The sequence below is a fragment of the Arthrobacter psychrolactophilus genome (genome assembly GCF_003219795.1).
GTDB lineage: Bacteria > Actinomycetota > Actinomycetes > Actinomycetales > Micrococcaceae > Specibacter > Specibacter psychrolactophilus.
On sequence record NZ_QJVC01000004.1, the window covers coordinates 333,275 to 359,383 of the forward strand.

The 26,109-nt window shown below is 62.1% G+C and carries 25 protein-coding genes; 9 read left to right on the forward strand and 16 right to left on the reverse strand.

Going from position 1 to position 26,109, the window contains the following annotated elements; translation table 11 throughout:
• Positions 1 to 90: 90 nt before the first annotated feature.
• The 5 genes from CVS30_RS07725 to CVS30_RS07745 form a co-directional block, all read right to left on the reverse strand.
• Complete coding sequence (locus tag CVS30_RS07725) at positions 91 to 372, reverse strand: HU family DNA-binding protein (protein ID WP_038465691.1); 282 nt, start codon at positions 370 to 372, stop codon at positions 91 to 93.
• Between the two features lie 276 nt (positions 373 to 648).
• Positions 649 to 954, reverse strand: a complete 306-nt coding sequence (gene rpsN, locus CVS30_RS07730; RefSeq protein ID WP_062007872.1) for a 30S ribosomal protein S14 — start codon at positions 952 to 954, stop codon at positions 649 to 651.
• A 4-nt stretch (positions 955 to 958) separates the two neighbouring features.
• Positions 959 to 1,126, reverse strand: a complete 168-nt coding sequence (gene rpmG / locus CVS30_RS07735; RefSeq protein ID WP_044574616.1) for a 50S ribosomal protein L33 — start codon at positions 1,124 to 1,126, stop codon at positions 959 to 961.
• On the reverse strand, positions 1,126 to 1,362 hold the full coding sequence (rpmB, locus tag CVS30_RS07740) for a 50S ribosomal protein L28 (protein WP_038465685.1): 237 nt from the start codon (positions 1,360 to 1,362) through the stop codon (positions 1,126 to 1,128). Before rpmB ends, rpmG begins: the two co-directional genes overlap by 1 nt.
• Before the next feature lie 751 nt (positions 1,363 to 2,113).
• Entirely contained in the window at positions 2,114 to 2,887 is a 774-nt protein-coding gene (locus tag CVS30_RS07745; RefSeq protein WP_110484744.1) for an SGNH/GDSL hydrolase family protein, read from the reverse strand.
• 107 nt (positions 2,888 to 2,994) lie between these two features.
• Here CVS30_RS07745 and CVS30_RS07750 point away from each other — a divergent pair, with 107 nt between their 5' ends.
• A complete protein-coding gene (locus tag CVS30_RS07750; protein ID WP_110484745.1) occupies positions 2,995 to 4,359 on the forward strand; it encodes an MFS transporter in 1,365 nt (454 codons plus the stop codon).
• Here the strand turns inward: CVS30_RS07750 and CVS30_RS07755 are convergent.
• On the reverse strand, positions 4,356 to 6,272 hold the full coding sequence (locus CVS30_RS07755) for an ABC transporter ATP-binding protein (RefSeq protein WP_245934484.1): 1,917 nt from the start codon (positions 6,270 to 6,272) through the stop codon (positions 4,356 to 4,358). The genes CVS30_RS07750 and CVS30_RS07755 overlap by 4 nt on opposite strands.
• Before the next feature lie 101 nt (positions 6,273 to 6,373).
• Between CVS30_RS07755 and CVS30_RS18405 the strand changes: the two genes are divergently transcribed.
• On the forward strand, positions 6,374 to 6,811 hold the full coding sequence (locus tag CVS30_RS18405; RefSeq protein ID WP_110484747.1) for a MarR family winged helix-turn-helix transcriptional regulator: 438 nt from the start codon (positions 6,374 to 6,376) through the stop codon (positions 6,809 to 6,811).
• Between the two features lie 97 nt (positions 6,812 to 6,908).
• Here the strand turns inward: CVS30_RS18405 and CVS30_RS07765 are convergent, their stop codons facing one another.
• The 7 genes from CVS30_RS07765 to CVS30_RS07795 all read right to left on the reverse strand — a co-directional run bounded on the left by CVS30_RS07765 (position 6,909) and on the right by CVS30_RS07795 (position 13,059).
• Positions 6,909 to 7,322 carry a VOC family protein gene (locus CVS30_RS07765; protein WP_110484748.1) on the reverse strand — a complete coding sequence of 138 codons (414 nt, stop codon included), beginning with the start codon at positions 7,320 to 7,322 and terminating at the stop codon, positions 6,909 to 6,911.
• A 100-nt stretch (positions 7,323 to 7,422) separates the two neighbouring features.
• Positions 7,423 to 8,412, reverse strand: a complete 990-nt coding sequence (locus CVS30_RS07770) for a siderophore-interacting protein (protein WP_110484749.1) — start codon at positions 8,410 to 8,412, stop codon at positions 7,423 to 7,425.
• Positions 8,409 to 9,299: an ABC transporter ATP-binding protein gene (locus CVS30_RS07775; protein ID WP_110484750.1), complete on the reverse strand. Its 891-nt coding sequence runs from the start codon at positions 9,297 to 9,299 to the stop codon at positions 8,409 to 8,411. The genes CVS30_RS07770 and CVS30_RS07775 overlap by 4 nt, the downstream gene beginning before the upstream one ends.
• Before the next feature lies 1 nt (position 9,300).
• Positions 9,301 to 10,332 (reverse strand): FecCD family ABC transporter permease, encoded by a 1,032-nt coding sequence (locus tag CVS30_RS07780; RefSeq protein WP_245934485.1) that lies wholly within the window; start codon positions 10,330 to 10,332, stop codon positions 9,301 to 9,303.
• The gene (locus CVS30_RS07785; protein WP_181419723.1) at positions 10,329 to 11,372 is read right to left on the reverse strand and encodes a FecCD family ABC transporter permease; all 1,044 of its coding nucleotides are present in this window, start codon (positions 11,370 to 11,372) and stop codon (positions 10,329 to 10,331) included. The genes CVS30_RS07780 and CVS30_RS07785 overlap by 4 nt, the downstream gene beginning before the upstream one ends.
• Before the next feature lie 9 nt (positions 11,373 to 11,381).
• Positions 11,382 to 12,437: an iron-siderophore ABC transporter substrate-binding protein gene (locus CVS30_RS07790; RefSeq protein WP_245934486.1), complete on the reverse strand. Its 1,056-nt coding sequence runs from the start codon at positions 12,435 to 12,437 to the stop codon at positions 11,382 to 11,384.
• 130 nt (positions 12,438 to 12,567) lie between these two features.
• On the reverse strand, positions 12,568 to 13,059 hold the full coding sequence (locus tag CVS30_RS07795; RefSeq protein ID WP_110484752.1) for a MarR family winged helix-turn-helix transcriptional regulator: 492 nt from the start codon (positions 13,057 to 13,059) through the stop codon (positions 12,568 to 12,570).
• Between the two features lie 141 nt (positions 13,060 to 13,200).
• Here CVS30_RS07795 and CVS30_RS07800 point away from each other — a divergent pair, with 141 nt between their 5' ends.
• Positions 13,201 to 13,836, forward strand: coding sequence for an NADPH-dependent F420 reductase (locus CVS30_RS07800; RefSeq protein ID WP_110484753.1), 636 nt, complete (start codon positions 13,201 to 13,203; stop codon positions 13,834 to 13,836).
• A gap of 28 nt (positions 13,837 to 13,864) precedes the next feature.
• On the opposite strand, the gene CVS30_RS07805 is transcribed toward CVS30_RS07800, so the two are convergent.
• Complete coding sequence (locus CVS30_RS07805) at positions 13,865 to 14,878, reverse strand: glutathione S-transferase family protein (protein WP_110484754.1); 1,014 nt, start codon at positions 14,876 to 14,878, stop codon at positions 13,865 to 13,867.
• A 125-nt stretch (positions 14,879 to 15,003) separates the two neighbouring features.
• Here CVS30_RS07805 and CVS30_RS07810 point away from each other — a divergent pair, with 125 nt between their 5' ends.
• The 5 genes from CVS30_RS07810 to CVS30_RS07830 are packed head-to-tail and all read left to right on the forward strand — an operon-like array spanning position 15,004 to position 20,059.
• On the forward strand, positions 15,004 to 16,203 hold the full coding sequence (locus CVS30_RS07810) for an ABC transporter ATP-binding protein (RefSeq protein WP_110484755.1): 1,200 nt from the start codon (positions 15,004 to 15,006) through the stop codon (positions 16,201 to 16,203).
• Positions 16,203 to 16,880, forward strand: a complete 678-nt coding sequence (locus CVS30_RS07815; RefSeq protein ID WP_110484756.1) for an ABC transporter permease — start codon at positions 16,203 to 16,205, stop codon at positions 16,878 to 16,880. Before CVS30_RS07810 ends, CVS30_RS07815 begins: the two co-directional genes overlap by 1 nt.
• Positions 16,877 to 17,653 carry an ABC transporter permease gene (locus tag CVS30_RS07820; RefSeq protein ID WP_110484757.1) on the forward strand — a complete coding sequence of 259 codons (777 nt, stop codon included), beginning with the start codon at positions 16,877 to 16,879 and terminating at the stop codon, positions 17,651 to 17,653. Before CVS30_RS07815 ends, CVS30_RS07820 begins: the two co-directional genes overlap by 4 nt.
• Before the next feature lie 29 nt (positions 17,654 to 17,682).
• Positions 17,683 to 18,630, forward strand: coding sequence for an ABC transporter substrate-binding protein (locus tag CVS30_RS07825; RefSeq protein WP_110484758.1), 948 nt, complete (start codon positions 17,683 to 17,685; stop codon positions 18,628 to 18,630).
• Positions 18,631 to 18,640: 10 nt separating this feature from the next.
• Positions 18,641 to 20,059 (forward strand): dihydrolipoyl dehydrogenase family protein, encoded by a 1,419-nt coding sequence (locus CVS30_RS07830; RefSeq protein WP_110484759.1) that lies wholly within the window; start codon positions 18,641 to 18,643, stop codon positions 20,057 to 20,059.
• A gap of 27 nt (positions 20,060 to 20,086) precedes the next feature.
• Here CVS30_RS07830 and CVS30_RS07835 read toward each other — a convergent pair whose 3' ends face one another.
• Both CVS30_RS07835 and CVS30_RS07840 read right to left on the reverse strand, forming a co-directional pair.
• Positions 20,087 to 21,577, reverse strand: a complete 1,491-nt coding sequence (locus CVS30_RS07835) for an FG-GAP-like repeat-containing protein (RefSeq protein ID WP_110484760.1) — start codon at positions 21,575 to 21,577, stop codon at positions 20,087 to 20,089.
• A gap of 83 nt (positions 21,578 to 21,660) precedes the next feature.
• Complete coding sequence (locus tag CVS30_RS07840; RefSeq protein ID WP_110484761.1) at positions 21,661 to 22,797, reverse strand: serine hydrolase domain-containing protein; 1,137 nt, start codon at positions 22,795 to 22,797, stop codon at positions 21,661 to 21,663.
• A gap of 121 nt (positions 22,798 to 22,918) precedes the next feature.
• Between CVS30_RS07840 and CVS30_RS07845 the strand changes: the two genes are divergently transcribed.
• Positions 22,919 to 26,008 (forward strand): alpha-mannosidase, encoded by a 3,090-nt coding sequence (locus CVS30_RS07845; protein WP_110484762.1) that lies wholly within the window; start codon positions 22,919 to 22,921, stop codon positions 26,006 to 26,008.
• Positions 26,009 to 26,109 lie beyond the last annotated feature (101 nt).

The following is a 26,109-nucleotide window of genomic DNA, read 5'->3' on the forward strand; positions in this document are numbered from 1 at the left end:
AGGAATGGAAACCGGACTCAAGACTACACATTAAAGCAGTGAGGGCGGTCGGCATAATGCCGACCGCCCTCACCTGGTTCTGTGAAGAAATTACTTCTTGACAGCAGCCTTCAGCTTGGAACCAGCGGACAGCTTCACGCTGTGGCCTGCTGCAATCTGGATGGTCTCACCGGTCTGCGGGTTGCGGCCGGTGCGAGCTGCACGGTCGGTGCGCTCGATGGAGAGCCAGCCCGGGATGGTGATCTTTTCGCCGGCAGCAACGGAGCTCTCGAATACCGAGAAGAGAGCATCCAGAACGCCGTTTACTGCGGTCTGGCTGGTCTCAGCCTTTGCAGCAACTTCAGCAACGAGTTCGCTACGGTTCTTAGCCATGTTTGTCCTCCTGGACGTCAAGTGAATCTAATTCCACGCGGTTGCGTGTCAACCACTGCTAGCGAACTTACCAGTAATTCCGCGGGAATCCGGCAAATTTTGGTGTTTTTCAGTGAATTCGAAGGCAAATTCCCTGGATTCTAGGGATATTTCGCTCTCAGCCAAGTCATGAGAGGCCATTTTGACGCATATGGGCCCTGCCGCCGCCCCTGTTTTGGGCAACAAAAAAGGCGACAACCCGAAGGTTGCCGCCCTTTTACAACTGAAAATCAGTGATTACCAGCTGGACTTCTTGATACCCGGCAGTTCGCCAGCGTGCGCCATCTTGCGGAAGCGTACACGGGAGATACCGAACTTCTGGAGCGTTCCACGCGGACGGCCATCGATGGCGTCGCGGTTACGAACGCGTACCGGTGAGGCGTTGCGGGGGAGCTTCTGCAGACCCAAACGGGCTGCTTCTTTCTCTTCCGGAGTGGAGGCCGGGTTAACGAGGGCCTTCTTCAGGGCGAGACGCTTTTCGGCGTAACGCTCCACGATGACCTTGCGCTGCTCGTTCTTCGCGATCATGGACTTCTTAGCCATAGTCTTAGCGCTCCTCTCGGAATTCGACGTGCTGACGGATCTTGGGATCGTACTTCTTCAGAACCAAACGGTCCGGAGTGTTACGACGGTTTTTGCGGGTTACGTACGTGAAACCGGTACCCGCGGTGCTCTTCAGCTTGATGATCGGACGTACGTCCTTGTCTTTTGCCACTAGAGCTTCACCCCACGAGCCAGAATTTCGGCAACGACTGCGTCAATGCCGCGGACGTCGATGGTCTTGATGCCCTTGACAGACAGCTGCAACGTAACGTTGCGGCGCAAGGACGGTACCCAGTAGCGCTTCTTCTGGATATTCGGATCGAACCGACGCTTGTTGCGGCGGTGCGAGTGCGAAATGCTATGTCCGAAGCCCGGCTCGGCTCCAGTCACCTGGCAATGTGCTGCCATGATCACTCCTAAAAAATGAATGGAAACGGTTCACTGGTGTAAACCGTGCGCGTAGGCAGCGTCCGTCCTTGGACAGCATGATTCCCCGTCGTCATTTCCATGATGATGAGGAAGGTGCTGTCCGGCGAATACCCGAATGCACGCAACTTGAGCCCCTAACTACCGGCCTACGGGAGGATAATCACCGCCAACCGGAGCAATTGCACACGCTCCGCGCTACCTATGCGCCTGCCTAGTCTAGTTCCTCAAGACGAATATGACCAATTGGCATACCATAGCTATCCCTAAAGCGAGGAATCGACCCGAATCCAATATCCCCGGCCGCTCCCGCGGGCCCCACACATCGGCTTAGCCACCATCCCCCAACGAACGGTGGCTGAGCGCCACACTGCCCGGATCATCGCAGCGCATTAGTGGAAAGAGGTAGCCCAAATGGGCCAATTGCCCCTGATGTCAGAATCTGAGGCACGCACACTCCTCGACATCGGCAAGGATTCGTACCCGGCCGAACTCCCGGCTGTTCCGCCGTCGACGACACCGTTGCCCCGCCCGTCATGCTGAAACTTCTCCGAATCACGTCCCTGATTCGAGACCAGCCGTACGGTTTCTCCCCTTGTTGCAGTCATGCCCATCTCCCCATATCCCCCAGCTACTCGCGTCAGGATCGACGCTTTTCACCACGGAATGGTGGCGATACCTAAGAGACTACGAAGAAGAGGTGCCGCAGGGCATCGGTAAGTACTACGTATCTTTATCCCAAAGGCGCCCGCAAGGCGGGCCAGCGGGCGCTGAGGTTGTCGCCTGAGGACACGCCACGCAGGCGTCGACTCACCCAGGGGCCCACATATTCCTTCGTCCAGGCGGCGTTGTCCTGAAGTTTTTCCCTGGCCGTCTTCTCCGGGATGGACGGCAGCTCCACAAGCGGAATCCGCACGGTTTCGCCCAATTGCTCCAAGACCCGGTTGGCCATGTTGATGTGGCCGGGCGTGGACATGTGCATGCGGTCGATGCCCCACAACCGCCAGTCATCGTATTCCCGAAAACGCCAGTAGTCGACCAGCTCTGCACCGTGCAGATCGGCAACTTCACGGACCAGCTCGTTGTAGACCGCCGTGCGGCCGCGGATGCTGGAGAAGATCTTGGAACTGCTGGCATCGAAGCCGGTGAACACCAGAATCCTGGCACCTGTCGCGGCAAGTTTGGCGACGCCCTCGGAATACCTGGCAACCATGGCGTCGATGTCGACCTTGGGGCGCAGGATGTCATTGACGCCGGCATAGATGGTGACCAGAGTGGGCTTTAGAGCCACGCCATGATCAATTTGTTCCGTCAGGATTTGATCCATCTTTTTACCGCGGATGGCGAGGTTGGCATATCCCACGGAGTCGTCGGGATGGGCCAGTGCGAGCTGCTCGGCCACGCGATCTGCCCAACCGCGAACTTGGTTGGGCAGGGCCGGGTCGGTGTCGCCGAGGCCTTCCGTGAAAGAGTCACCCAATGCCACATACCGTGTTGCAAATTCCACGCTGCTCCTTGCCGCTCTCATCGGCGCCGGCCGACTCTTTCGGCGGTCATTTCTCCGCCAAATGTTAACTAGGCTAATCCTATGACTTCGTTCCACCCTTGCCCCGCGTGAACGCCCCCACGAGCATTTGGGCCGCCCAGTATCGCGGCGCCACCCTTGGATTTTTCGGCTTGGCCTTCATGGTGGCTTATTCGACGGCGGCCATCACCACGGCCATGCCGGCTGCGGCCAATGAACTCAATGGCCTACCGCTCTACGGTTTGGCCTTTGGTATCACGATGGCCACCTCTGTGGTTTCGATGTCACTCGCCGCGCTGTGGATCGATAGATCCGGCCCGCAGAAACCACTCCTTCTGGGGGTGGGCATCTATGTTGTGGGCATGTTGCTGTCCGCGGCGGCACCCACCATGGAACTGCTCGTGGGCGGGCGTGCGATCACCGGATTGGGATCAGGACTGGACGGGGTGGCCCTGTATGTTGCCATTGCACGGGTTTTTCCTGCCCATATCCGTCCCAAAATGTTTGGCGCCCTTGCCATGGCCTGGCTGCTGCCATCGGTCGTGGGCCCCGCCTTGAGCGGCCTCGTCACGGAACACTTTGGCTGGCGCTGGGTATTCGCCACGGTTCCCGTCTTGGCGATCGTGGCCATGGTGCTCCTGCTGCGAGGCAGCCGAGGAACCTCCATGAACCAGGCCGTTGATCCGGAGTCGCTGGAAGATCCCGCAAAGGCCGCGGCACGCCGACTATGGGTGAAACCCCTGTGGGGCTTGATCGCGGCACTCGCGGTACTCATGATGAGCGACGCCGGGACCCGCACCCAGCCGTGGTGGCCCGCCCAACTGGGGATCGCCGTTGTACTTCTGGCCGTCGCCGTGAATATTTTGTTGCCACAAGGCACGTGGCGGGCGGCCCGGGGGCTGCCCGCACTCATCCTCATGCGCGGGCTCATGGGAACTGGTTTCACGATCGCGGATGTTTATTTGCCGCTGTTCATGATCGATCAGCGGCATTTGCCGGCCTGGCTTGCGGGGCTGTCACTCACGGTGGGTGGCGTGACGTGGGCCGTTGGCGCGTGGCTTTCGGCGCGGGGCACTCTGCAGCCGCGGCAATGCGTGCGCTGGGGTGCCCTCTTGATGACGCTTGGCCTGCTGATTTCGGCGCTGGTCTTGCTTCCGGGCTGGCCTGTCTGGATTGCGTGGCTGGGGTGGGCCGCCGCTGGATTTGGCATTGGCATGGCCTACCCCACGCAATCCGTGGTGGTTCTGGGGCAGTCCTCCCGCAGCGAGCAAGGCACCAACGCTTCAGCGCTGCAATTGAGCGAGACACTGCTGACGGCGACGGCCTTGAGCATTGTCGGCGCCGTCTTTGCCGCGCTACTCACGTCGGGCGAGACCGCCTACGTCATGGCGTTTGGGGTGGCCGCCGTGCTGGCCGTGAGTACCTTGCTGGTCTCTCGACGAGCGGCCAACTAACGCCGTCCGGAGAATTCACGCTGACTGGAGCCGCGCCGCTTACTTGACGGCAACTCCTGCGCTTCGGTGTGTTCTTCCTCGCGGGCCTCACGGAGGGCGGCATAGGCGCCGCCGGCATCCTTGAGATCGGACGGTGTGCCTACCTCGGCGAGCAAACCGCCACTGAGCACGGCGAGCTGATCGGCGTCCTCCACGGTGGAGAGTCGGTGGGCGATGGTCAGCGTGGTGCGGCCAACGGCCAGATGGTCCAGGGCCAACTGCACGGCCGCCTCCGTGGTGTTATCCAAGGCAGAGGTGGCTTCATCCAGAACTAGCACGCGCGGATTACGCAAGATGGTGCGGGCAATGGCCAAGCGCTGCTGCTCGCCGCCGGAGAAGCGGTGGCCGCGGGCACCCACCAGGGTTTCCAGACCCTCGGGCAGGCCGGCCACAAGGTCTGCGATCTGTGCAGAAGCCAGAGCCTGCCACAGCGTTGCGTCGTCGGCGCCGGGCGCCGCGAGCAAGAGATTTTCACGGATGGAAGCATGGACCAAATAGCTCTCCTGCGACACCACGCCCACCATACGAGCCAGCACCTCGGGAGCAATATCTCGGACGTCAACACCGTCGATCGTGACCCGGCCGGAGGTGACGTCGTGCAATCGCGGCAGCAGGGCGCCGAGCGTGGACTTGCCGGAACCGGTGGGACCAACCACGGCGGTGGTGGTACCTGAGGGAAGCGTGAGGTTGATGCCGCCCAAAACGTCGGGCCCGTCGTCGTACGCGAAATGGACATTCTCAAAGCGGACCTCGCCACGCACCGTGGACGGCTCAAGCGCCACCGGGTCGGCCGGAGCCGTGATGTCGGGGACCAGGTCCAGGTATTCAAAAATGCGGCTAAACAGCGCCATGGCCGTGACCCACTGGACGCCGAGGTTCAGCAATCCCATGATGGGGCGGAAAATGGTGGCCTGCAGCGCCGTGAACGCCACGATGGTACCGATGCTCATGGTATTTCCGGGCAGTCCGCCGGCGAAGTAAATCAGCGCCGGGATGGCGGAAAAGATGATACCCATGGTGGCCATGCGCCAGCGACCGGCCAGCTGCGAGCGCAGTTCCAGCCCAATGAGGCGTTCGGAACTTTCCGTGTAGCGGGTGGCGTCGCGGTCAGTGGTGCCGAGAGTTTTCGCGAGCCGGACGCCGGAGATGCTCAGCCCCTCCTCGACGTAGGTGTTCATGGTGGCTAGCTCGGCCTGCATGGTGGAGGTGATGTCGCGGCGCAGCAAGGCCACGCGGCGGGAGAACCAGACGGCAGGCGGGATCACGATGAGGGACAGCAGCGCCAGTTTCGGTGACAGGACCACCATGGCGACCGCTGTGGCGACGGCCGTGGTGACGTTCGAGGCCACGCCGGTTGCCGTTGAGGTGATGACGGATTGCATGCCGGAAATGTCGTTGTTCAGGCGCGATTGCACCTCGCCGCTGCGGGTCCGGGTGAAAAAGGCGAGCGATTGCTTCTGCAGATGCGTGAAGAGCCGTGTGCGTAAGGTGTGCATGATCCGCTGCCCCATCGAGGTGGTCATCCACGTCTGCACCACCCCAATCAGGGCGGTTGCGGCGGCGACCGCGATCATGGCGCCGGCCAGCCAGGCCAGCATCGGGACGTCCTTGTTGGGCAGGGCCGTGTCGATAATGCCACGGATGAGGAAGGGTTGCGCCAGGCTGATAATACTGGATGCGCTGATGAGAAGCACGACGACGGCAATGGTCACCTTATGCGGTGCAAATAACGCGACAACGCGCTTTAAACTCACGGGGTGACGCTGGATTTGAGCCTTGTCGGCGGGCTTAATGCGGGCCGGTCCACGGCCGCTGTGATCTGAGGAGCCGGAATTGTCACGGCCTGGTTTTTGTTTAAGGATGTTCTCCGTCATGGGCGCCACCTCCAATGGTGTGCGGGGTGCGGGCATCGCACCAAGTAATACAGAGGTTACCTCACTATGTGGTTGCCCGTCAAGTTTAGTATGATGTGTTTATGGCCTCCCACGATGAAGCACCAGACCTTGGCGAACTCTTCCACGCCGCCTTCCGTGGATTGCGCCGAACCTGGGCGGAGCAATTAGCCCCCTGGGAGATTACTCCCCATCAGTGGCGGGCCCTCATGACGTTGTTGCGGCGCCGCCCAGATGCCGCGCCTTGCGATATTCGACTCAAGGACCTGGCCGAGCGGCTGCGTATTGCACCACGTTCGGCGACCGAGGTCGTGGATCAACTGGAGGCTAAGGGACTCGTCTGCCGTGAACCGGATCCCACGGACAGGCGCGCCACCTTGATTGTGGCCACGGAGGCCGGTCGCCAGCTCTTCGCCGACATCAGCGCGGGACGGCGCGACAAGTCCAATGAGTACTTCAGCCGCCTGGGCGGCGAAGATCGCGCCGAGTTGGCCAGGATTCTGGCCCAACTCCGCGACTAACGGACCCGCCCTTCCGGTTCCCTTCGTTGACCCGTCAGATCACGCCCTTAAGCTTGTGGTTTAGGGGCGTGATCTGCTGAGTCAACGCAGAAGGGGTCTACGCCTGGGGTTCCCCGGCGATATTGACCATCCAAGGCACGCCAAACTTGTCAACCAGCATCCCGAAGGTGTCACCCCACGGAGCCTTGGTCAGCTGCTCGGCGATCGTTGCCCCATCGGACAGCTTGTCCCACCAGCCACGCAGCACGGCATCGTCGTCACCGGAAAGCGAGATGTTGGAATTCGGGCCAGATTCCATCGACGCGGGCACATCGGATCCCATGAGCACCACGCCATTGTCGCCCGTGAGCATGGCGTGCATGACCTTCTCCGCTTCGGCCGGATCATTAAAGACGCCAGACTCTCCGTAGCTGCTCAGCTCCAGCGTGCCACCAAAGACGGAGTGATAAAACTCCATGGCCTCCCGCGCGTTCTCGCGAAAGTTGAGGTAAGGGTTGAGACGTACAGTCATGACGGTGCTCCCGAATTGGTACGGATGAGACTCACGAAGGTGATGACTGAAATTATGCTCCGGCCCCGCCGCCCTGTCAGCAATTCGGGACGAGAATTTTTTAGGACAGCGCCTGACCCTTGCGCCAATAGCCCATGAAGGCCACCGCATTGCGATCCATGCCGACGTCACGCACGAGGTAACGGCGCAGATCTCGAATCGTGGCCGCCTCCCCCGCGATCCACGCATATAGTCCGTGGCCGGCCGACGCCATCGGAGTTTCCCACAAAATCGTGGCGTCAACGTCGACGTCCTCGGGCTCCTCGCCCACATCGCAGGCTGCCGGAATAACCAAGGCACGCACCTGGCGGGATAGCTCAACGCCATGAGCCGCCGCATCCCGGGCTAACCAGCGAATTTCCATGTCGGCAGGAGTAGAAATGTCAAGGAAATCGGCCTTAGTCGGGACCTCCAGCACGGCATGTCCGCTGACATGGGCCGGGAGGGTTTCCAAGATGGCGGCGATGGCGGGAACGGCCGTCTCATCCCCCACGAGCAACAAGCGCTCCGAGTCGCCCGGCGCAAATTCAATGCCGAGGCAATCACCCCAGCGTGCGCAGGGGCCAACCAGCATCAAGGCATCCCCCGGCTGCGCCGACGCGGCCCATTGGGCTGCCGGACCGGAGCCGCCGTCTAAGTGCAACACAAAGTCAATGTCCAGCTCAGCCGGGATGGCTGCCTGATCGCCTACCGCGGGAACGGCAGGACGCAAGGCTCGCACCGTATAGGTTCGCATGACACCGCGGACAGCCTCGTCCACGGCCAACCAACCTTGGTACCAATCGTCCTGCAGCGAACCACGAATATTGCTCAATTCCGGCAAGGCATGACCCGGAGAAGGAATCATGACCTTGACGCGCAGATCCAGCGTTTCCCCGGCGGCATTGGAACCAAAGAGCGCAAGGTCAGGCCCGGTCAGGGTGATGCGGCGGAAGTGCTCGCTCAGCTGCTGCACGGCACTGACGCGTAGCTCAAAGGCCCGCATGGGCTTGACGGGATCGTCGTCGAGGTTCGACACAGCGGATACGTTGTCTAGGGTTACGGAACTCATGCTTGCACTCCTTCAACAGCAGGGCTCAAGACCGCTGCATCGTCTGAAAATTTCGTGGCCGCCGCATCGGCCAGTTGCGCCGCACGCCGGCCGATTGGCACCACCATGGGTGTGCCCACAACAGGGTCCGGAACGACCACCGATTCCAAGCCAAAGACGGTCTGCACCAACTCGGCCGTCAAGACCTCGCCGGGCGCACCCTGGGCCACGATGGAGCCGGATCTCATGGCGATCAGGTGATCGGCGTAGCGCGCGGCCAGGTTTAGATCGTGCAAGACAATCGCCACCGTGATGCCGCGCCGCGCGTTGAGCTCCGAGACCACATCCAGCACCTCCACCTGATGCGCCAGATCCAGGTAGGTCGTGGGCTCATCGAGCAACAGCACATCGGTCTCCTGCGCGAGAGCCATGGCAATCCAGACACGCTGCCGCTGCCCGCCGGAGAGCTCGTCGATGCTGCGCCCGGCCAATTCGGCCGTCCCGGTGACATTCAGCGCGGCGGCCACGGCGTCATCGTCGGCCGGGGTCCACTGCCGGAACCAGCCTTGATGCGGGCTGCGGCCGCGCCCCACCAGGTCCGCGACGGTGATGCCGTCGGGCGCCACGGGGGTCTGCGGCAGGATACCCAGTTCTCGCGCCAATTCGCGGGTGGGCATCCTATGGATGTCCGTCCCGTTCAGATGCACGACGCCGGAACTTGGCTTGAGTAGCCTGGCCAGACCACGGAGCAAGGTGGACTTGCCGCAGGCGTTGGCTCCCACAATGATGGTCACCTTTCCTGCGGGAAGTTCCACGGTGAGCTCGTCCACGATGGCGCGGTCACCGTAGCCCAGAGTCAGCGTGTGGGCGGAAAGTGTCGCGGCAGAATTCGCAGCTGTTGCGCTCATGTCAGCCTCCTTGATTCGCACGGTTAGAAGAGATGAGAAGCCACAGCAGGAAGGGAGCACCCAGCGCACCCGTGACGACCCCCACGGGTAACGAGGTTCCCGGGATGGCATTGACGGCCGTGAAATTACCGGCCAAAACAATCGCGGCACCCACCAGGGCCGACAGCGGCAGACTGGCCACTCCCCCATTAAGGCGTTTAGCAATGGGGCCCGAGAGGAAGGCCACGAAGGAAATGGGGCCGGCCGCAGCGGTAGGCAGCGCGGCCAACAAGACACCCAGAATGGTCAGCAGCAGGCGGGCGCGCGAGACGTTGAAGCCAAGCCCGGCGGCCGTGTCATCACCCAAGGCCAGGCCGCGCAGATCGCGCGATCCTCCGGCGATCAGTGGCAGCAACACGACAAGGGCCACGGCCAGGATCGTGACGCGTTCCCAGTTGGCCGAATTCAGCGATCCCGTCAACCACACCAAGACTTCCTGGGCGTTGTTGATGTCGGCGCGCGAGAGCAGAAACGTGACGGCGGCCTGCATGAAGGCGGCCGCGCCGATGCCAATCAAGATCAGCCCGGTGCCGCCGCGCCCGCGGGCTAAGCCCGTGATGAGCAGGGCCACGAGCAGCGCCCCAATGATCGCCGCGACGGAGACACCCGCACCGCGCACCCCAAAGATCACCATGGCTGCAACGGCGGTGGCACTGGCGCCGTAGCTGATGCCGATGACGTCCGGACTGGCCAACGGATTGCGCAGCATAGACTGAAAAATGGCGCCGGCCATGCCGAAGGAGGCGCCGGCCAGCAATCCCAAAAGGGCCTGCGGGAGCTTGTTCTCCATGACGATGAAGCTCGCACCGGGGATGGTCTTGCCGCCCAGCATGGCGAAGAAATCGGGGATCGTGACGGTGTAGCTGCCCAGCAAGATATTGACCGCGAGCAGGGCAAATACGAGTAGGCCCAGGCCCGCAGTTAACAATGTTCGACGGCGGCGCGGAGCCTTCCGCTGTTGGCGCACCCAGGTGCCGGTCATGACGGCACTCATAGTTCCGCCTTCTTTCCGCGGCGCACCACGGCGATAAAGACCGGGGCGCCCATCATGGCGGCCAGGATGCCGGCCGGAACCTCGCCGGGAAGCAGGATCACGCGCCCTACTACATCGGCCAACAGGAGAACCACCGGGGCGGCGATGAGCGAGAGCGGAAGCAACCAGCGGTAATCGGAACCCACCAAACCTCGCAGGAGGTGCGGGACCACCAACCCGATGAAGCCGATAGGACCGGCCAGCGCCGTCGCCGAACCACACAACAACACGATGCCAAGGGCGGAAATGGCTCGCCCCAGCCCCGGTCGCTGACCCAGTCCGCGAGCCATGTCATCGCCCAAGGCCAAGGTGTTCAGAAGTCGCCCGGTGCACAGCAAAATCACGGCGCCAAGCAGCACGAAGGGCAGCACCGCACCAATGGACTCCCACGACTTTCCGGCCAGCGCACCCACCTGCCAGCTGCGGAACAGTTCCAGTGAGCTCTGGCTCATGACGAGCATGGCACTCATGAGCGAGCCCATGCCGGCGGCCATTGCGGCACCCGCAAGAGCCAGTTTCACCGGAGTTGCCCCGCTGCGGCCCAGACTCGCCACCAAATACACCACGACGGCGGCCACGGCACTGCCGATGAAGGCAAACCACAGGTAGCTGGAAACGCTGGCGGCGCCGAGGAAAAAGATCCCGGCCACAACAGCCAGCGAGGCTCCGGCATTGATGCCAAGAATGCCCGGATCGGCCAGCGGATTTCTCGCCACACCCTGCATTGACGTTCCGGCCAAACCCAATGAAAGGCCCACAACGAGGCCAGCCATGGTGCGCACCATCCGCGAGGCCACGACGGCATGATCGCCGTTGGCCGCGTCAAAATTCATGATGGCGTCCACGACAGTCGGCAACGGAATGCTGCGCGCACCTACCGCGAGAGACAACAACATCACTAAAACTAGGGCTGCCGACAGCACCACAAGCCACACGAGAGGAGAGCGCGCTGCCGTTATCGGCGTCGCACTCTCCTTCGCGAGAGCTAGCGTGCTGTTCATGGTGATCTCTTAGACCTTGTCCGCGGCTTCTGCCAGCTGCGGCAGGAAGGCGTCGAGGGCCCACGGCAGGCTCAAGGGTGAGGATGCCGAAATGGCCAGGGTCAGCATCTCGTCGCTGTCGGCCACAAAGGCGCCGCTCTTGACGGCCGGGATCTGGCCCAACAAAGGATCCTTGGCAATGGCGTCCTTGGTCTGGTTGTCCGGAACCCAGCTGACAAAGACCTGCGAATCCAGCTCATTGGCCTTTTCGGCGGACCAGGGGAGGTAGAACTCCTTGGTGGCCTTTTCGGCTTCAACCACGACGGGAGCCAGGGTCATGCCGATGCTGCTGAGGAACTTGGGACGGTTGTCGCCGGACAGGTAAACGTTGACGCCGTCGCTCTTGGCCGGCTCCAGGTTGCCGTAGATGAACGTCTTTCCCTTGATGGAGGGGTACTTGGCTGCCTGCTCCGCGATGGTCTTCTCCGTGGCGGTGATGAGCTCCTTGGCGGCTGCGGACTTGCCCAGCGCGGCGCCAATCAAGGTGGTGGAATCCTGCCACGAGGTGCCGTAGGCGGTCTCCGGGAAGGCTACAACAGGGGCAATCTTGCTGAGCTTGTCGTAATCTTCCTGCGTCAGGCCCGAGTAGGCGGCGAGGATAATGTCCGGGGTGGTCTTGGCGATCTCGGTGAAGTTAATGCCATCATTCTCGGAGTATTGAGCCGGAGCCTTGTCGGAGCCGATCGCCGCGCCGGCCTTGTCCAAGGCGGCGTCTTTCCAAGCGGTCGAGCCCTGCGCATTGCCGCCCCATTCGTTCTTGGGCATGCCCACCGGGATGACACCCAGGGCGATGGCAACATCGTCATTGACCCACGACACCGTGGCTACGCGCACCGGGGCGGCGTTGATGACGGTTTCGCCGTAAATGTGCTTCACGGTCACGGGGAAGGTGTCGCTGGAATCCTGCGCACTCGTCGAGGCTGAATCCCCCACGGCTCCTGTTGAGCAGCCCGCCAAACCAACACCCAGTGCCGCAACCGATGCGAACAAGCCCAACTTCAACGACTGACGACGCGAAAATTCCACTGCAATTCCTAACGATGACCCACGACTAAGGCTCACCTCGCTTAGGCAAGCCTTAGCTACGTTACGGCATTAAATGCCATTAGGAAACATTTCACTGCCCTATTAGTTATATGAGCAATCTCACATTTAGCTAGGGATGCTGGGGGCGCAGGGTCCAATGAGACTCGTCCAGGCCGCGAATAATCTTGCTGCCAATGCGCGCCAGATCCTTCACATCCTTGGCATCAAGCTGATCGAAGACCGAGGTGCGCACGCATTCCACATGCAGCGGCGCCAGCTTGCGAATGAGGTCAAGTCCGACGGCGGTGATGGTCACCTCCGTGACGCGGGCATCGTCCACATGGACGGATCGCTCGACATATCCGCGCCCCTGCAGCTTTTTCACAACGTGCGAAAGCCGTGAGAGAGACGCACTCGTGCGGGCCGCGAGCTCACTCATGGGCAGTGTTGCGCCCGCTTCTTCGGAGAGCATAGCCAGGACATTGTATTCAAACAGGGACAGCTTGGCAGCCTGCTGGAGGGGAGATTCCAGCGCTCCGGGCAGCAAGGTCGTCGTGGATAGCAGCGCCAACCAGGCGGCTCGTTCATCAGCGCTCAACCAGCGCGGCTCCAACTCAGTCATTGCGCCATCTTTTCACGATTCGCAGCATGCGGCAGAGTTCCCAAAACTTTTACTTGACACTTCAATCAAAAAGATTTAGTCTTTAGTTGTAGCTTCAAGTAAAAGACTTCCAGCCATTTACGAAATGAAAGCAGGACCATCATGAATATCATCACCATCGTCGGTACCGGAAACATGGCACGTGGCATTGCAGCACGGGCGCTTGCCGCTGGACGTAAAGTTGAGCTCCTGAACCGTGACGCCGGCAAGGCGGCCGCAGTTGCCGCAGAGCTCGGCAGTAACGTCACCTCCGGCACGGTCGGACAGGCTCCCACCGGCGACATCGTCGTTTTGGCTGTCCCGTTCGATGCCGCCAAGGAGATTGTTTCCGCCTACGGCGACGCTCTCGCTGGCAAGACCATCGTTGACATCACGAACCCCGTGAACTTTGAAACCTTTGATTCCCTCGTGGTGGCTCCCGGCACCTCAGCGGCCGAAGAAATCGCAGCCCTGACCCCCGGAAACGTTGTCAAGGCCTTCAACACCACCTTTGCCGGCGCCTTGATCGCCGGAGAAACCGAAGGTCAGATCCTGGATGGCTTCATCGCCGGCGACAACGCCGAAGCCACGGCAGCAGTTGCTTCTCTCGTATCCGACGGCGGCATGCGCCCCCTCGTGGTTGGCGCTCTCAAGCGCTCACGTGAGCTGGAAGGTTTCCAGTTCCTGGTCATGACCTTGCAGGCCAACCCGACATTCGAGACCTTCAACTGGAACACAGGCTTGAAGATCGTCGGCTAATCCCCACGCAATACCGCTATTACGGCCCTCAGGCGTCCACCGGACGCGTGGGGGCCGTTCCGTTTCCGAAGGGGTTCCCACCGAATGACTCGCGGCCGTGCGCCGTCGTCCATCCCGAAGTATCCGGGCCCTTGGGGATGATCTGCGTGGGGTTGAGATCCTCGTGGACCACGTAGTAATGCTTCTTGATCTGCTCAAAGTTCACGGTGTCACCAAAGCCGGGGGTCTGGAAGAGGTCACGCGCGTACGCCCAGAGGACCGGCATTTCGCTGAGTTTGTTCCGGTTGCACTTGAAATGACCGTGGTAGACGGCGTCGAAGCGGACCAAGGTGGCGAAGAGGCGAACATCGGCCTCGGTGATGGTGTTGCCCATGAGGAAGCGCTGCGTTGCGAGGCGCTCCTCCAACCAGTCGAGAGCAATGAACAGCCTGTCGTAGGCGGCATCGTAGGATTCCTGACTGCCCGCAAAACCGCAGCGGTACACGCCATTGTTGACCTCGGTGAAGATGCGCTTCATGACCGGGGCCATCTCCTCGCGCAACGCCTCAGGGTAAAGATCCGGGGCGCCCTCGCGGTGAAATTCGCTCCACTCGGTGGAGAAGTCCAGCGTGATTTGTGGGAAATTATTCGTCACAACGGCACCGCTGGGCACATCCACGACGGCCGGAACCGTGATGCCGCGCGGGTAGTTGGGGGTGCGCTTGAAGTACGCCTCCTGCAGGCGTTCAATCCCCAATACGGGGTCAACACCGCCCTCATCCAGATCAAAGGTCCAAGAGCGCACGTCGTGGGTTGGGCCGCACACACCGATCGAGATGACTTCCTCAAGTCCTAGCAGGCGGCGAACAATCGTGGAGCGGTGCGCCCACGGGCAGACGCGGGAAACCACCAGGCGGTAACGCCCGGCCTCCACGGGATAGCCATCTTCGCCGTCGCGCGTAATCCGTGTTTCGATGTAGTTGGTATCCCGGGTATATTCGTCACCTGTCACGTAAATGCCCTTGGTGCTGAAGTCGGTCTCTGCCGTGGCGTTTGTGTCCATGGCTCCACCCTAGGACACCCGACTCACCTTGCAATGCGCTTTACGCAGCAAATGTAGCCTGCCTATGATCAACAGGCAGCAGCTGAACGATCCACAAGAACGCCAGCCACAGTGAGGACCAACCGATGACGGCCCAAGACTCCACCGTCACAGCACAGCCCAGCAGTACCTCAGCGCGAGAATTCGCGGGGCAGGACGGCGGCGCCACGGTGGAATTCCGCGGCGTCAGCAAGGTCTATCAAACGGGGCAGCCGGCTGTTGACAACCTCAATCTCAATATTGAAAGCGGCAAGATCACCGTGTTCGTGGGCCCATCGGGCTGCGGCAAAACCACGTCGCTGCGCATGATCAACCGCATGGTGGAACCCACCTCCGGCACCATCACCATTGGTGGGCGCGACGTCAGCACCATCCCAGCCCACGAGCTGCGTCGCTCCATGGGCTACGTCATGCAACAGGCCGGGCTGCTGCCACACCGGACGGTGCTCGAGAACATTTCAACCGTGCTGCGGCTAAACAAGGTGCCGCGCGCACAGGCCCGCAAGCGATCCCTCGAGTTGTTGCAGACAGTGGGCCTGCCCGAATCGATGGCCCGGCGCTATCCCAACCAGCTTTCCGGCGGGCAGCAGCAGCGTGTGGGTGTGGCCCGGGCGCTGGCCGCCGATCCGCCGGTCCTACTCATGGACGAGCCCTTCTCAGCGGTGGATCCCGTGGTCCGGGCCGAGCTCCAGCAGGAATTACTGCGGCTCCAGCGCGAGCTAGCCAAGACCATCATTTTCGTCACCCATGATATTGACGAGGCCACCATCCTCGGTGACCGGGTGGCCGTTTTTGCCGTGGGCAGGCGCGTGGCTCAGTACGCTCCGCCGGAGGAAATTCTCCGCGCCCCTGTTGATGACTTTGTGGCCAATTTTGTGGGCCGCGATCGTGGCTTCCGGCGGCTCTCCTTCAGTTCAGGTGAGTCCGTACCGATTCATTCGGCCCCGACCACGCTCTGGGACGGCCTTCTCCAGCCGGACGACGACGCTGCTGCCGCCACCTCCCGCGATTCCGGCACGCCAGGTTGGGTTCTGGCAGTGGACGCCCGCAACCAGCCGCTGGGCTGGCTCGCCCCGCGCACCGGCTCGGACACCAACCCTGAAATCTTGATCCCCGGCGGGTCACTGTTCCGCGCTGGCGATCCGCTTCGCAACGCCTTGGATGCTGCGCTATCCTCGCCTTCTGGGTTGGGCGTTGCCGTGGACGCCGAGGGCCAGGTTACCGGGGTCATCAAGGCCTCAGATGTTCTTGCGGCCATCGATTCAACGCGGGAAGGCCGCGGCTGATGCAGTGGTTCCTGGCCAATCTGCCTCAGGTGCTCAACCTGACGGGCTACCACTTGATCCAGGCCGTGGTGCCGCTGGTGCTGAGCGTCATCATCGCCGTTCCTTTGGCGCAACTGGCGCGCGTGAACAAGGTGGCCAGCGGCATCATCCTCTCTGCGGGGTCGCTGCTGTTCACGGTCCCCTCGCTGGCCTTGTTCGTGATCTTGCCCTCCATTCTCGGAACCAAGATCCTGGATTTCACAAACATTATCGTGGCCCTGACGATCTACGCCGTGGCACTTCTAGTCAGGTCCACCCTTGACGCACTGAACTCGGTGGATGATACGCTCCGGCAATCCGCCACGGCCATGGGATATCAGCCACTGCAGCGATTCTTGAGCGTCGATCTTCCGCTGTCCCTTCCCGTTCTTTTTGCGGGGCTGCGCGTCATCTCCGTCAGTAATATCTCCCTCGTGACGGTAGGTTCACTGCTGGGTATTCCCAGCCTTGGATTCCTGTTCACGGACGGGCTGCAGCGCAATTTCCCCACCGAGATTGTGGTGGGTATTGTGGGCACCCTGCTGCTGGCATTGTTCATGGATGTGGTGTTGATCCTCTTGCAGAGGCTGTTGACGCCCTGGCTACGCACCGGAAAATCAATATCGGCAACGCCTCGCTCGACGGCGGTGCCAGCATGAGTGCCCTCATCTTGACTCTTCCATTCACCGCACAGCCAGCCACCACCTACTCAAGCACGGACCCCTTTAGCCAAGGCTGGCAGTGGCTGACCGACCCGTTGAATTGGCACGGCCCCCTGAGCGTGCCCGTCCGGATCCTGGAACATCTCGGCTACTCCGGACTGACCCTGCTGATCTCCGTCGCTATTGCCGTCCCAATTGGGCTGTACGTTGGGCACACAGGCCGGGGACGCGCCGTCGTCGTTTCCCTGGCTGGCATGCTCCGGGCCCTGCCCACACTGGGCATCATGACCTTGTTTGCCCTGCTTGCTTCCTCTTCACTGTCGCTGATGCCGGCCATTTGGTCGTTGGTGCTGCTGGCGGTGCCGCCGATTCTGACCGGTACGTACGCCGGGATCGCGGCGGTGGACCGGGAGATTGTGGACGCAGCGCGCAGCATGGGCATGACCGAGCAGCAAATCCTTTTTGGCGTGGAAGTGCCCAACGGGCTGGCTGTCATGCTGGGTGGGCTGAGGTCGGCCGTGCTGCAGGTACTTTCCACCGTTGCGGTGGTAGCGTTCATCAGCCTCGGCGGGCTGGGCCGGTACATCATTGACGGTCTGGCAGTACAGGATTACGGTCAGGTACTAGGCGGCGCCGTGGTGATTGCCGTTCTGGCCATCGGTATTGACGGATTGCTGGCCGTGCTGCAGCGCCTTGTGGTTTCACCGGGACTGCGGGCCGCCAGAGCAGCCCCAGAGCAGGACACACCTGTTCTCCCATCGATTTCATAGCGGTTCCCAGAACTACAGGAGATTAACCCATGAGCAAGAATTTTTTGTCCACTCGCCGCGCTTTCCTTGGTGCTGCAGCCGGGCTTTCGGTGGCCCTTGCCGTCACGGCGTGTGGCGGTGCAGATCCGCTCGGAGCAGCTAGCTCGGACGGCGCAGCCGCCAGTGGAGACGCGGTGGTGGTTGGCTCGGCCAACTTCCCCGAGAATGCCATCCTGGCCGAAATTTACGCCGGCGCCCTCAATGCAGCAGGTCTGAAAGCCAGCACCAAGCTGAACATTGGTGCCCGTGAGGTGTATATGAAGGCCCTTGAAGATGGTTCCATCGACGTGGTGCCGGAATACACGGGCAATCTGTTGGGCTACCTCGACAGCAGCAACACGGTCGTTGACGGTCCTGGTATCTTGGCCGCTCTTCCGGGCAAAATGCCGGCAGGGCTGAGCGCCTTGGAGGCCTCCTCAGCAGAGGACAAGGACGCCATTGTGGTGACCGCGGAAACGGCAGCCAAGTACAAACTGACGTCCATCGAAGACCTGGCACCTGTCTGTGCCGAGCTGACGCTCGCCGCGCCGTCGGAATTCTCGACCCGCCCCTACGGCCTGCCTGGGCTGAAAAGCCTCTACAACTGCGTGCCGAAGAGCTTCGTTCCCTTCAGCGCCAGCAGTGAGGCCCTCAACCTCAAGGCCCTGCTCAACGATGAAGTCCAGATTGCCGACATCTTCACCACATCACCGGAAATCACCGCGAACAAGTTGGTCGTTTTGGAGGATCCCAAGGGCCTGATCGGCGCCCAGCAGGTCGTACCCGTCATCAAGACCGACAAACTCAGCGCTGCCGGAACCACCGCCCTCAACAATGTCTCCAAGCAGCTCACCACGGAGGACCTGATCGCCTTGCGTACCCAGGTTGAAGGCGATCAAAAGATGGATCCTAAGGCTGCCGCAACGGCGTGGCTCAAGGACAAGGGCATCACCAAGTAAGGAGTTTTCCATGACCGGTGCGGATGCTGTCGATGTTGTTGTGCTCGGAATGGGCCCTGGGGGCGAGTCGGTGGCCGGGGAACTGGCTTCAGCCGGCCTAAGCGTCGTGGGGGTGGAGTCCGGGCTGGTGGGTGGCGAATGCCCCTACTACGGCTGCGTCCCGTCCAAAATGATGATCCGTGCCGGGAATGTGGTGGCCGAGGCGCTGCGGGTTCCAGAGCTCGCCGGCGATGTGCAGCTCACCCCAGACTTCTCCACCGTCGCGCGGCGCATCCGTTCCGAGGCCACGGATAACTGGGACGATACTGTCGCCGCCAAGCGCTTCACCGACAAGGGCGGGCGTCTGGTGCGGGGCACCGGACGGCTCACCGGTCCGCGTGAGGTCACTGTTTTGACGTCCGACGGCGGTGAGTTCACCTTCCGTGCCCGCCTGGCGGTAGTGCTGAACCCTGGCACCAATCCGACGGTTCCCGACATCCCGGGGCTAACAAACACGCCCTTCTGGACCAATAGGGAAGCAGTCAAGGCCGAATCTGCACCGAAATCTCTGGCCATTTTGGGTGGCGGCCCCATCGCCGTTGAGCTGGCTCAGGCGTTCACCAGATTCGGCACCAAGGTGACCATGGTGTTGCGTGGATCCTCGCTGTTAACGCGGGAGGAACCGGAGGCCGGCGAGCTGTTGGCCCGAGTCTTCCGCAGCGAGGGGATCAAGATCCTGCGCAACAGGGAAATCACGGCAGTTACGCATTCGAGCGACAAGTTCCGCCTAAAGATGTCTGGGCCTGCCGCTGGCGGCGCCTCCGTTTCCCAGCTTTCCGCCGAAAAGTTCCTCGTCGCCACGGGTCGCACGCCGGCGCTGCAGCCCCTGAATCTGGCGAAGGCAGGCATCGACTGGGACGGCAAAACCGCCCCAACCATCGACGGCCAACTGCAACTTACCGACGGGCTGTACCTCATTGGTGACGCCGCGGGCGCCGGCGCGTTCACCCACATGTCCATGTATCAGGGCAACATCGTCGCCGGCCATATTCTCGCCCGGCATGCGAAGCAGCCCGACAGGGGCACCACCGAATCCCACGCCGTACCCAACGTGACGTTCACCGATCCGGAGATCGGCGCCGTCGGGCTGACGGAACAACAGGCCCGGGACACAGGACTGAGCATCAGGGTTGGCTACACGGACGTCGCCGCAGCCACGCGCGGTTGGATCCATGGAGCCGGAAATCAAGGCTTCATCAAGATCATTGAGGACACCAAAACCGGCGTGCTAGTAGGAGCCACCTCTGTGGGCCCGGCCGGCGGGGAGGTCCTGTCCGCATTGGCCTTGGCCGTCCATGCGCGCATTCCCGTAGCAACGCTGAAGACAATGATCTACGCATACCCCACATTCCACCGCGCCATTCCCGAGGCTCTTGCCCAGCTGAAATAACGCGCATCATTTAAGCGGTAGGGGCTGTCAGCTTCCCAGCAGCAGCGTGTCCCAGCCACCCGTACCGATCCGGGGCGGACTACCAAAACTGCCCTTGAGGATCGGATAGTGCAGCAAGTTTCCGGAGCTGTCGCGAGCCAAGATCCCCGCAGCGTTTCCGCCAAGATGGTTCACGATCCCGGACAGATGCGTCATAGAGCTCCATCCGGTGCCGATCTGCTTGCGGGTCTCGCTGATGAATCCTCCGGTGCCATTGCCCCGATAGAGCAATAATTTCCCGAGCGCGTTTCGGGCGAGGATATCGGTGCGACCGTCCCCGTCAAAGTCGGCGGCGAGGATCGTCAGCGCTCCCCACCCCACTCCGATACGCGTCCGCGCGGACAACGCGCTGCCGTTTACCGAAGGGTAGTAGAACAGTTCCCCGGTAGTGCGGTTCTTGGCGACAATCCCAGGGAATTTGTCGGCGCTGCGCCATTTGGTGGCGATGATGTCGTAGGAGCCCCATCCCGTGCCGATCTTCAACGCCGCGGCAAGGGTTCCGTTACTCTGCCCATAGCTAAGGGTCAGGCGGCCGTCCTTCCATTTAGCCACGATGTCCTGCCTACCGTCAGCGTTGAAATCGACAACGTCCACCTGCTGAACACCGGACCAGCCAGCCGAGATGAACCGCCGCTGCCAGAGGTCCCCGCCCTTGGCTGATGGGTAAATGAAGAGGTTCCCGGCCGTGTCCACGGCGGCCACATCGCCATTGTTGGCCACTGGAACCGGAGCGGGTTGAGGCTGTACTGGACGGGAGGAGGCATATCCGGCCAGGTTGGCCACCACGACGGTCATCCCACCCCAGCCGGCCTTGGTGGTTTTGACTTGTCCCATGCCAATGTCCGTGGCCCGTTTGTCCAGCAAGGCGGCCTTGTGGGCTGGGGAGCCCATCCACCAGTTAATAATGTCTTGAGGAGAATTATTGATGCCGATGATCTCCGAATACATGTCTGCGCCCGCGGGCAGGATGGAGAGCCCGGCATCGCTTCTATGGAGCCTGTTCATGTCAACAGTGTCGTTGTTGACCCGTGCATTGATGGTGGCCGCCCACTGCTGCGACCCGGAGGCTATTTTGGTGTTCCAGAGTAACGATCCGGCCCCGTTGGCGACCCGAACCTTGTTGGCCAGTGCCAGAACCTGGGCAAGATAGGCGTCACTGACGGTGGCGGCGGCAAGCCCGGGCGCGGCAGTCAGGCTGCCGGGCGCAGGAACTACAGCTGTCGGGGTGACGGTGACCGGCGGGCCAGGCACCGGAATAGTCACAGGAGCGGTAGCCGCGGCTGACTTCGGCACCGGCTTGGGCGTGGGCGGCGTCGCGGTGGCGGTCACGGGCGCCGGGGTGGCCGTTGCGGGCGCTGGTGCTGGAGGCGTGAGGGTAGCGGTCGGCGCCGCAACCTCCGCAAGCGCCGGGCCCGCTCCTGAAACTACAAGGACAGTTGTCAGTGTCAGCGCCGCAATGCGCCCTAAGGTTTTTCGCATGGTTCTTGCCTCACGTATCGGGCGGGCCCTCCCGATCCGAGGGCTATCTCATCTTAGCCACTATTGATGCCGCGACTCCGGCTCTACGAATTCAAGAGAACTTTTCGAACGGCGGCACTGAGCTGCATGCTGCGGCTCGCCGTGCCGCCTTCCTCGTTCCAGGCCGGGACGTAGCCAAAGCCAACCCCGTACAGCGGGTCCGCGAATCCCAGAGCCGCATTGGCGCCGTCGTGCCCGAACGCCTCAGCGCTGCCAAAATCCATGCGCGGATTAGCTTTCATGAAGGTCACGGCGAAGGAGCTCATCTCGCAAAAGACCCGGTCTAGGCCCCATACCTGTTCCTGGCTCATGAGCGCGATGGTTTCCGGGCTCAGGTAGGGCGGCAAACCATCGATGCCCGTCGTGGCTCCGGCGTACACGCGGGCCAGGCCGTCGGCGGAGCCAACTCCGGCACCGCTGCAGCTTCCGGCCGCGCGGACACTGCGGATGTTGGGCAGTCCCAGAAGGTTTCCGGCCTGCACATTACCGGCAACACCGGCGATGGAATGCGGGTCAAAGAAGGCCGGCGCGGGTGTTTCGTCAAACAACACCGAGCGGAAGCGCGACTCTTCCGATTCGGGCAAGCCGAGGAACATATCGGCCGCATACGGCACGCGGATCCGGCTGTCGTAAACATCTTGCAGGCGCAGGCCGGTGGCGCGGCGGCACAGCTCCTCGAGGAAGACCCCCATCGTGAGCGCGTGGTAACCAAAAGTGCCGTTGCCAGGGCGCCACATCGGCGCCATGGACGCCAATCGATCCGCGACCGCCGGAAGGTCGTTGTAATCCTCCATGGCGAAGCCGCCCTGCACACCCACCAGACCGGCCTGATGCGAGAGCAGCTGACGCACCGTCACGGCACCCTTGCCGTGTTGGTCAAATTCGGGCCAGTACGTGGCCACCGTGGCGTCGAGATCAATGACGCCGTCCTGCACCAGCAGGCTGAAGGCGAGCGCCGAGACCCCCTTGGAGCAGGAGAACACACCCGTTAGTGAATCCGGGGCAACATCGGGCCCACCCACGAGGTCGATCACTTTACGTCCCGCAACGTAAACGGCCAGCTGCGCGCTATAGCGAGGATCGGCGTCGAGCATGGAATCAAAAAGCTCCCGGACCGGGGCAAACTGATCGGTGGCAAAGCCGTGGGATCCGCCGGGGGCCGGCTGCAGTGATGTCGTCATGATTCCACTCTAGGGAATCCCGGCCACGGGCAGGAATCGCGCTCCTCCCAGCGCGGGCCCAACCGTCACACTAGACTGGCCGTTGAGCCCCTCTGCCACCTGTTCCAGGAAGGTCCTGCACATGCATGACAAACACGGCCTGATCCAAAATCGACTCAAACGAGTTCTGACGGAGCGGATCATCCCAGCCATCCACACTCCTGTGGCTCCGCTGACTTTGACGGCATGGCATGTGGACGGCGGACAGGGCGAGCCAGTTGCCCCGGCCGTTGCGCTCGATGGTTCCGCCGAGTTCGTCCCCTTTGCCCTGGGTGAGCCGTGGGGACCGGCGTGGGGCACCAGCTGGATTCATGTGAGCGGCACGGTTCCGCCCGAGGCGCGCGGCCAGAAGGTGGAGCTCGTGGTGGACCTGGGCTTCAGCCAATCATGGGCCGGATTCCAGGCTGAGGGTCTCGTCTATCGCCCCGATGGCAGCACCGTCAAGGCGCTCAACCCGCTCAACACATGGGTTCCGGTGGCGGCCGAGGCGCGGGGCGGCGAAACGATCGACCTCTACGTCGAGGCCGCGGCGAACCCCTTTGTCTTCACCGACAACCCCTTCATCCCCACGCAATTGGGTGAGAAATTCACCGCTGGCGACGCCCCGCGCTACATCATGGTCCGGGCCGATATCAATATTTTCAACTCCGAGGTCTGGGAACTTGTCCAAGACTTTGAGGTGCTCGATCAGCTGCAAAATGAGCTGGATCTGGGCAATCCGCGCCGCTGGGATATTCTCTACGCGATAGAGCGCGCGCTCGACGCCGTATCCCTCACCGACATACCTGGCACGGCTGCCGCGGCGCGCGCCCAACTTGTGGAGGTTTTGGCGCAGCCGGCCAACGCCAGTGCCCACCAAATTACGGCTATTGGGCACGCCCACATCGATTCGGCCTGGCTGTGGCCCGTGCGTGAGACGGTGCGCAAGGTGGCTCGTACCGCCTCCAATATGGTCAACCTCTTGGATGAAAATCCCGCGTTCCAGTTCGCCATGTCCTCCGCACAACAATACGAATGGCTCAGGGAACACCGCCCCGAGGTGTTCGCGCGGGTCAAGGCCGCCGTGGCCGAGGGCCGATTTATCCCCGTGGGCGGCATGTGGGTGGAATCGGACACCAATATGGTGGGCTCGGAGGCCATGGCCCGACAATTCAGCTACGGCCAGCGCTTCTTCCGCGAAAACTTCGGTATCGAGTGCCAGGAAGTCTGGTTGCCAGACTCTTTTGGGTACTCTGCTTCGCTGCCGCAGATTGTGAAACAAGCTGGCGCCAAGTGGTTCCTCACGCAAAAGATCTCGTGGAACACCGTCAACAAGTTCCCGCACCACACCTTTAACTGGGAGGGCATCGACGGCACCCGCGTCTTCACCCATTTCCCACCAGCCGATACCTACAACGCGCAGCTCTCCGGACAGGAATTGGCGCATGCCGTCACGAACTTCCGAGACAAGGGCGCGGCCAAGAATTCCCTCGTCCCCTTTGGCTGGGGCGATGGCGGAGGCGGACCCACTCGTGAAATGTTGGCCCGGGCGGAACGCACCAAGAACTTAGAAGGCTCCGCGCAGGTCACGATCCAAAGCCCCGCGGAATTCTTTACCGCCGCCGAGGCCGAGTATCCCAACGCACCCGTATGGAAGGGAGAACTCTACCTGGAGCTACATCGCGGCACGTACACCTCGCAGGCCCTGACAAAGCAGGGCAACCGTCGCAGCGAACACCTCCTGCGCGAGGCCGAGCTGTGGAGCGCCACGGCCGCCGCACGCGGGCTCATCGAGTATCCCTACGAGGAGCTCGACCGAATCTGGAAGCTGGTGCTGCTCAACCAGTTCCACGACATCTTGCCCGGCTCCTCGATCGCATGGGTGCACCGAGAAGCGGCAGAAAGCTACGCCCGGATTGCCACCGACCTCGAGGAAATCATCAGCCCGGCGCTGCTCGCGCTGGCACCGTCGGCCGAACCGCTCGATCCCGGCTCGGAGCAGGATCTCGCGAACTCCACTCTCTTCAACGCCTCCCCATACCCGCGCCGCGGCATCGCCCCCTTCAGCGCTGGCGTCGCTGCCCCACACACCACCGAGGTGACGGTGGACCATGACGGAAGCGACGTCGTCGTCCATAACGGGCTCATCACCGTGCGTTTCGGCGCCGACGGCGTCATCAGCTCCATTGTGGATGTGACGGCACAGCGCGAGCTGGTGCCGGCGGGGCAGGGCGCCAACCTGCTACAGCTCCATGCGGATTTCCCGAATATGTGGGACGCCTGGGACATTGACGAGTTTTACAAGAACACTGTCACGGACCTGCGCGAGCTCGATTCGCTGGAGGTGTCCGTGGGCGAGGGCCTCGCGGAGATCACCATCAAGCGCAGCTTCCGGAAGTCGCACCTCACACAGCGCGTGCGCATCACCCCGGACTCCAAGGTGATCACGGTTCACAACGACGTCGATTGGCGCGAGCAGGAGACCCTGCTCAAGGCCGCATTCCCGCTCGATGTGCACGCCGACCATGCCCGCTTTGAGACCCAGTACGGGCACATCCAGCGCGCCACGCATGAGAATACCTCCTGGGACAACGCCCGCTTTGAGGTGTGTGCGCACCGCTGGGTTCACGTGGGTGAGCCCGGTTTCGGTGCGGCCGTCATCAACGACTCCACCTACGGGCATGATGTGTCGCGCCACCCGGGCAGCAACGGGTCCAGCTTCACTACGGTACGTCTGTCGCTGCTGCGCGGGCCCCGCTTCCCCGATCCGGAAACGGACCAGGGGCCGCATTCCTTCACGTACGGCTTGGTGGTGGGTGCCGATGTGGCGGACGCCGTGGCGGAGGGCTATGCCATGAACCTGCCGTGGCGCGGCGTGCCTGCCGATGGCGCCGCCGTCGAACCACTCATCAGCACGAATTCGCAGTCCGCGTTGATCGAGTCCGTCAAGCTGGCGGACGACCGTAGCGGCGACGTCATGGTCCGGCTCTACGAACCCCTCGGGGCCCGTGCCTCGGTGTCGCTCTCGGCGTCATTCCTCGTGGCCTCGGTCGCGGAGAACAATCTGCTGGAACAGCCGTACGAGGTTGGGTCCCTTACCGTGACTCCCACGGACGACGGCGGGGTGGGCTCGATCAAGCTTGCCCTGCGACCCTTCCAGATTTTGACTCTGCGCCTCAAGCGTAGCCGCTGAGACCGGCAAAAGCAGCGTAATACCGGCTCTTCAGAATTGAGAGTGTAGTTTCGGTCTGAATCCGCCTGATTCCAGCAGTGATCTGGCGACGTAGTTGGTGA

Bases quoted from the DNA above. Each gene is read 5' to 3' on its own strand.
- CVS30_RS07785 (WP_181419723.1), bottom strand. From the start codon at position 11,372: ATGAACAGCACGCTAGCTCTCGCGAAGGAGAGTGCGACGCCGATAACG.
- CVS30_RS07840 (WP_110484761.1), bottom strand. From the start codon at position 22,797: ATGACGACATCACTGCAGCCGGCCCCCGGCGGATCCCACGGCTTTGCC.
- CVS30_RS07775 (WP_110484750.1), bottom strand. From the start codon at position 9,299: ATGAGCGCAACAGCTGCGAATTCTGCCGCGACACTTTCCGCCCACACG.
- CVS30_RS07805 (WP_110484754.1), bottom strand. From the start codon at position 14,878: ATGGACACAAACGCCACGGCAGAGACCGACTTCAGCACCAAGGGCATT.
- CVS30_RS07795 (WP_110484752.1), bottom strand. From the start codon at position 13,059: ATGACTGAGTTGGAGCCGCGCTGGTTGAGCGCTGATGAACGAGCCGCC.
- CVS30_RS07725 (WP_038465691.1), bottom strand. From the start codon at position 372: ATGGCTAAGAACCGTAGCGAACTCGTTGCTGAAGTTGCTGCAAAGGCT.
- CVS30_RS07825 (WP_110484758.1), top strand. From the start codon at position 17,683: ATGAGCAAGAATTTTTTGTCCACTCGCCGCGCTTTCCTTGGTGCTGCA.
- CVS30_RS07770 (WP_110484749.1), bottom strand. From the start codon at position 8,412: ATGAGTTCCGTAACCCTAGACAACGTATCCGCTGTGTCGAACCTCGAC.
- CVS30_RS07765 (WP_110484748.1), bottom strand. From the start codon at position 7,322: ATGACTGTACGTCTCAACCCTTACCTCAACTTTCGCGAGAACGCGCGG.
- rpsN (WP_062007872.1), bottom strand. From the start codon at position 954: ATGGCTAAGAAGTCCATGATCGCGAAGAACGAGCAGCGCAAGGTCATC.
- CVS30_RS07780 (WP_245934485.1), bottom strand. From the start codon at position 10,332: ATGAGTGCCGTCATGACCGGCACCTGGGTGCGCCAACAGCGGAAGGCT.
- CVS30_RS07800 (WP_110484753.1), top strand. From the start codon at position 13,201: ATGAATATCATCACCATCGTCGGTACCGGAAACATGGCACGTGGCATT.
- CVS30_RS07830 (WP_110484759.1), top strand. From the start codon at position 18,641: ATGACCGGTGCGGATGCTGTCGATGTTGTTGTGCTCGGAATGGGCCCT.
- CVS30_RS07845 (WP_110484762.1), top strand. From the start codon at position 22,919: ATGCATGACAAACACGGCCTGATCCAAAATCGACTCAAACGAGTTCTG.
- CVS30_RS07835 (WP_110484760.1), bottom strand. From the start codon at position 21,577: ATGCGAAAAACCTTAGGGCGCATTGCGGCGCTGACACTGACAACTGTC.
- CVS30_RS18405 (WP_110484747.1), top strand. From the start codon at position 6,374: ATGGCCTCCCACGATGAAGCACCAGACCTTGGCGAACTCTTCCACGCC.
- rpmB (WP_038465685.1), bottom strand. From the start codon at position 1,362: ATGGCAGCACATTGCCAGGTGACTGGAGCCGAGCCGGGCTTCGGACAT.
- CVS30_RS07820 (WP_110484757.1), top strand. From the start codon at position 16,877: ATGAGTGCCCTCATCTTGACTCTTCCATTCACCGCACAGCCAGCCACC.
- CVS30_RS07815 (WP_110484756.1), top strand. From the start codon at position 16,203: ATGCAGTGGTTCCTGGCCAATCTGCCTCAGGTGCTCAACCTGACGGGC.
- CVS30_RS07810 (WP_110484755.1), top strand. From the start codon at position 15,004: ATGACGGCCCAAGACTCCACCGTCACAGCACAGCCCAGCAGTACCTCA.
- CVS30_RS07755 (WP_245934484.1), bottom strand. From the start codon at position 6,272: ATGACGGAGAACATCCTTAAACAAAAACCAGGCCGTGACAATTCCGGC.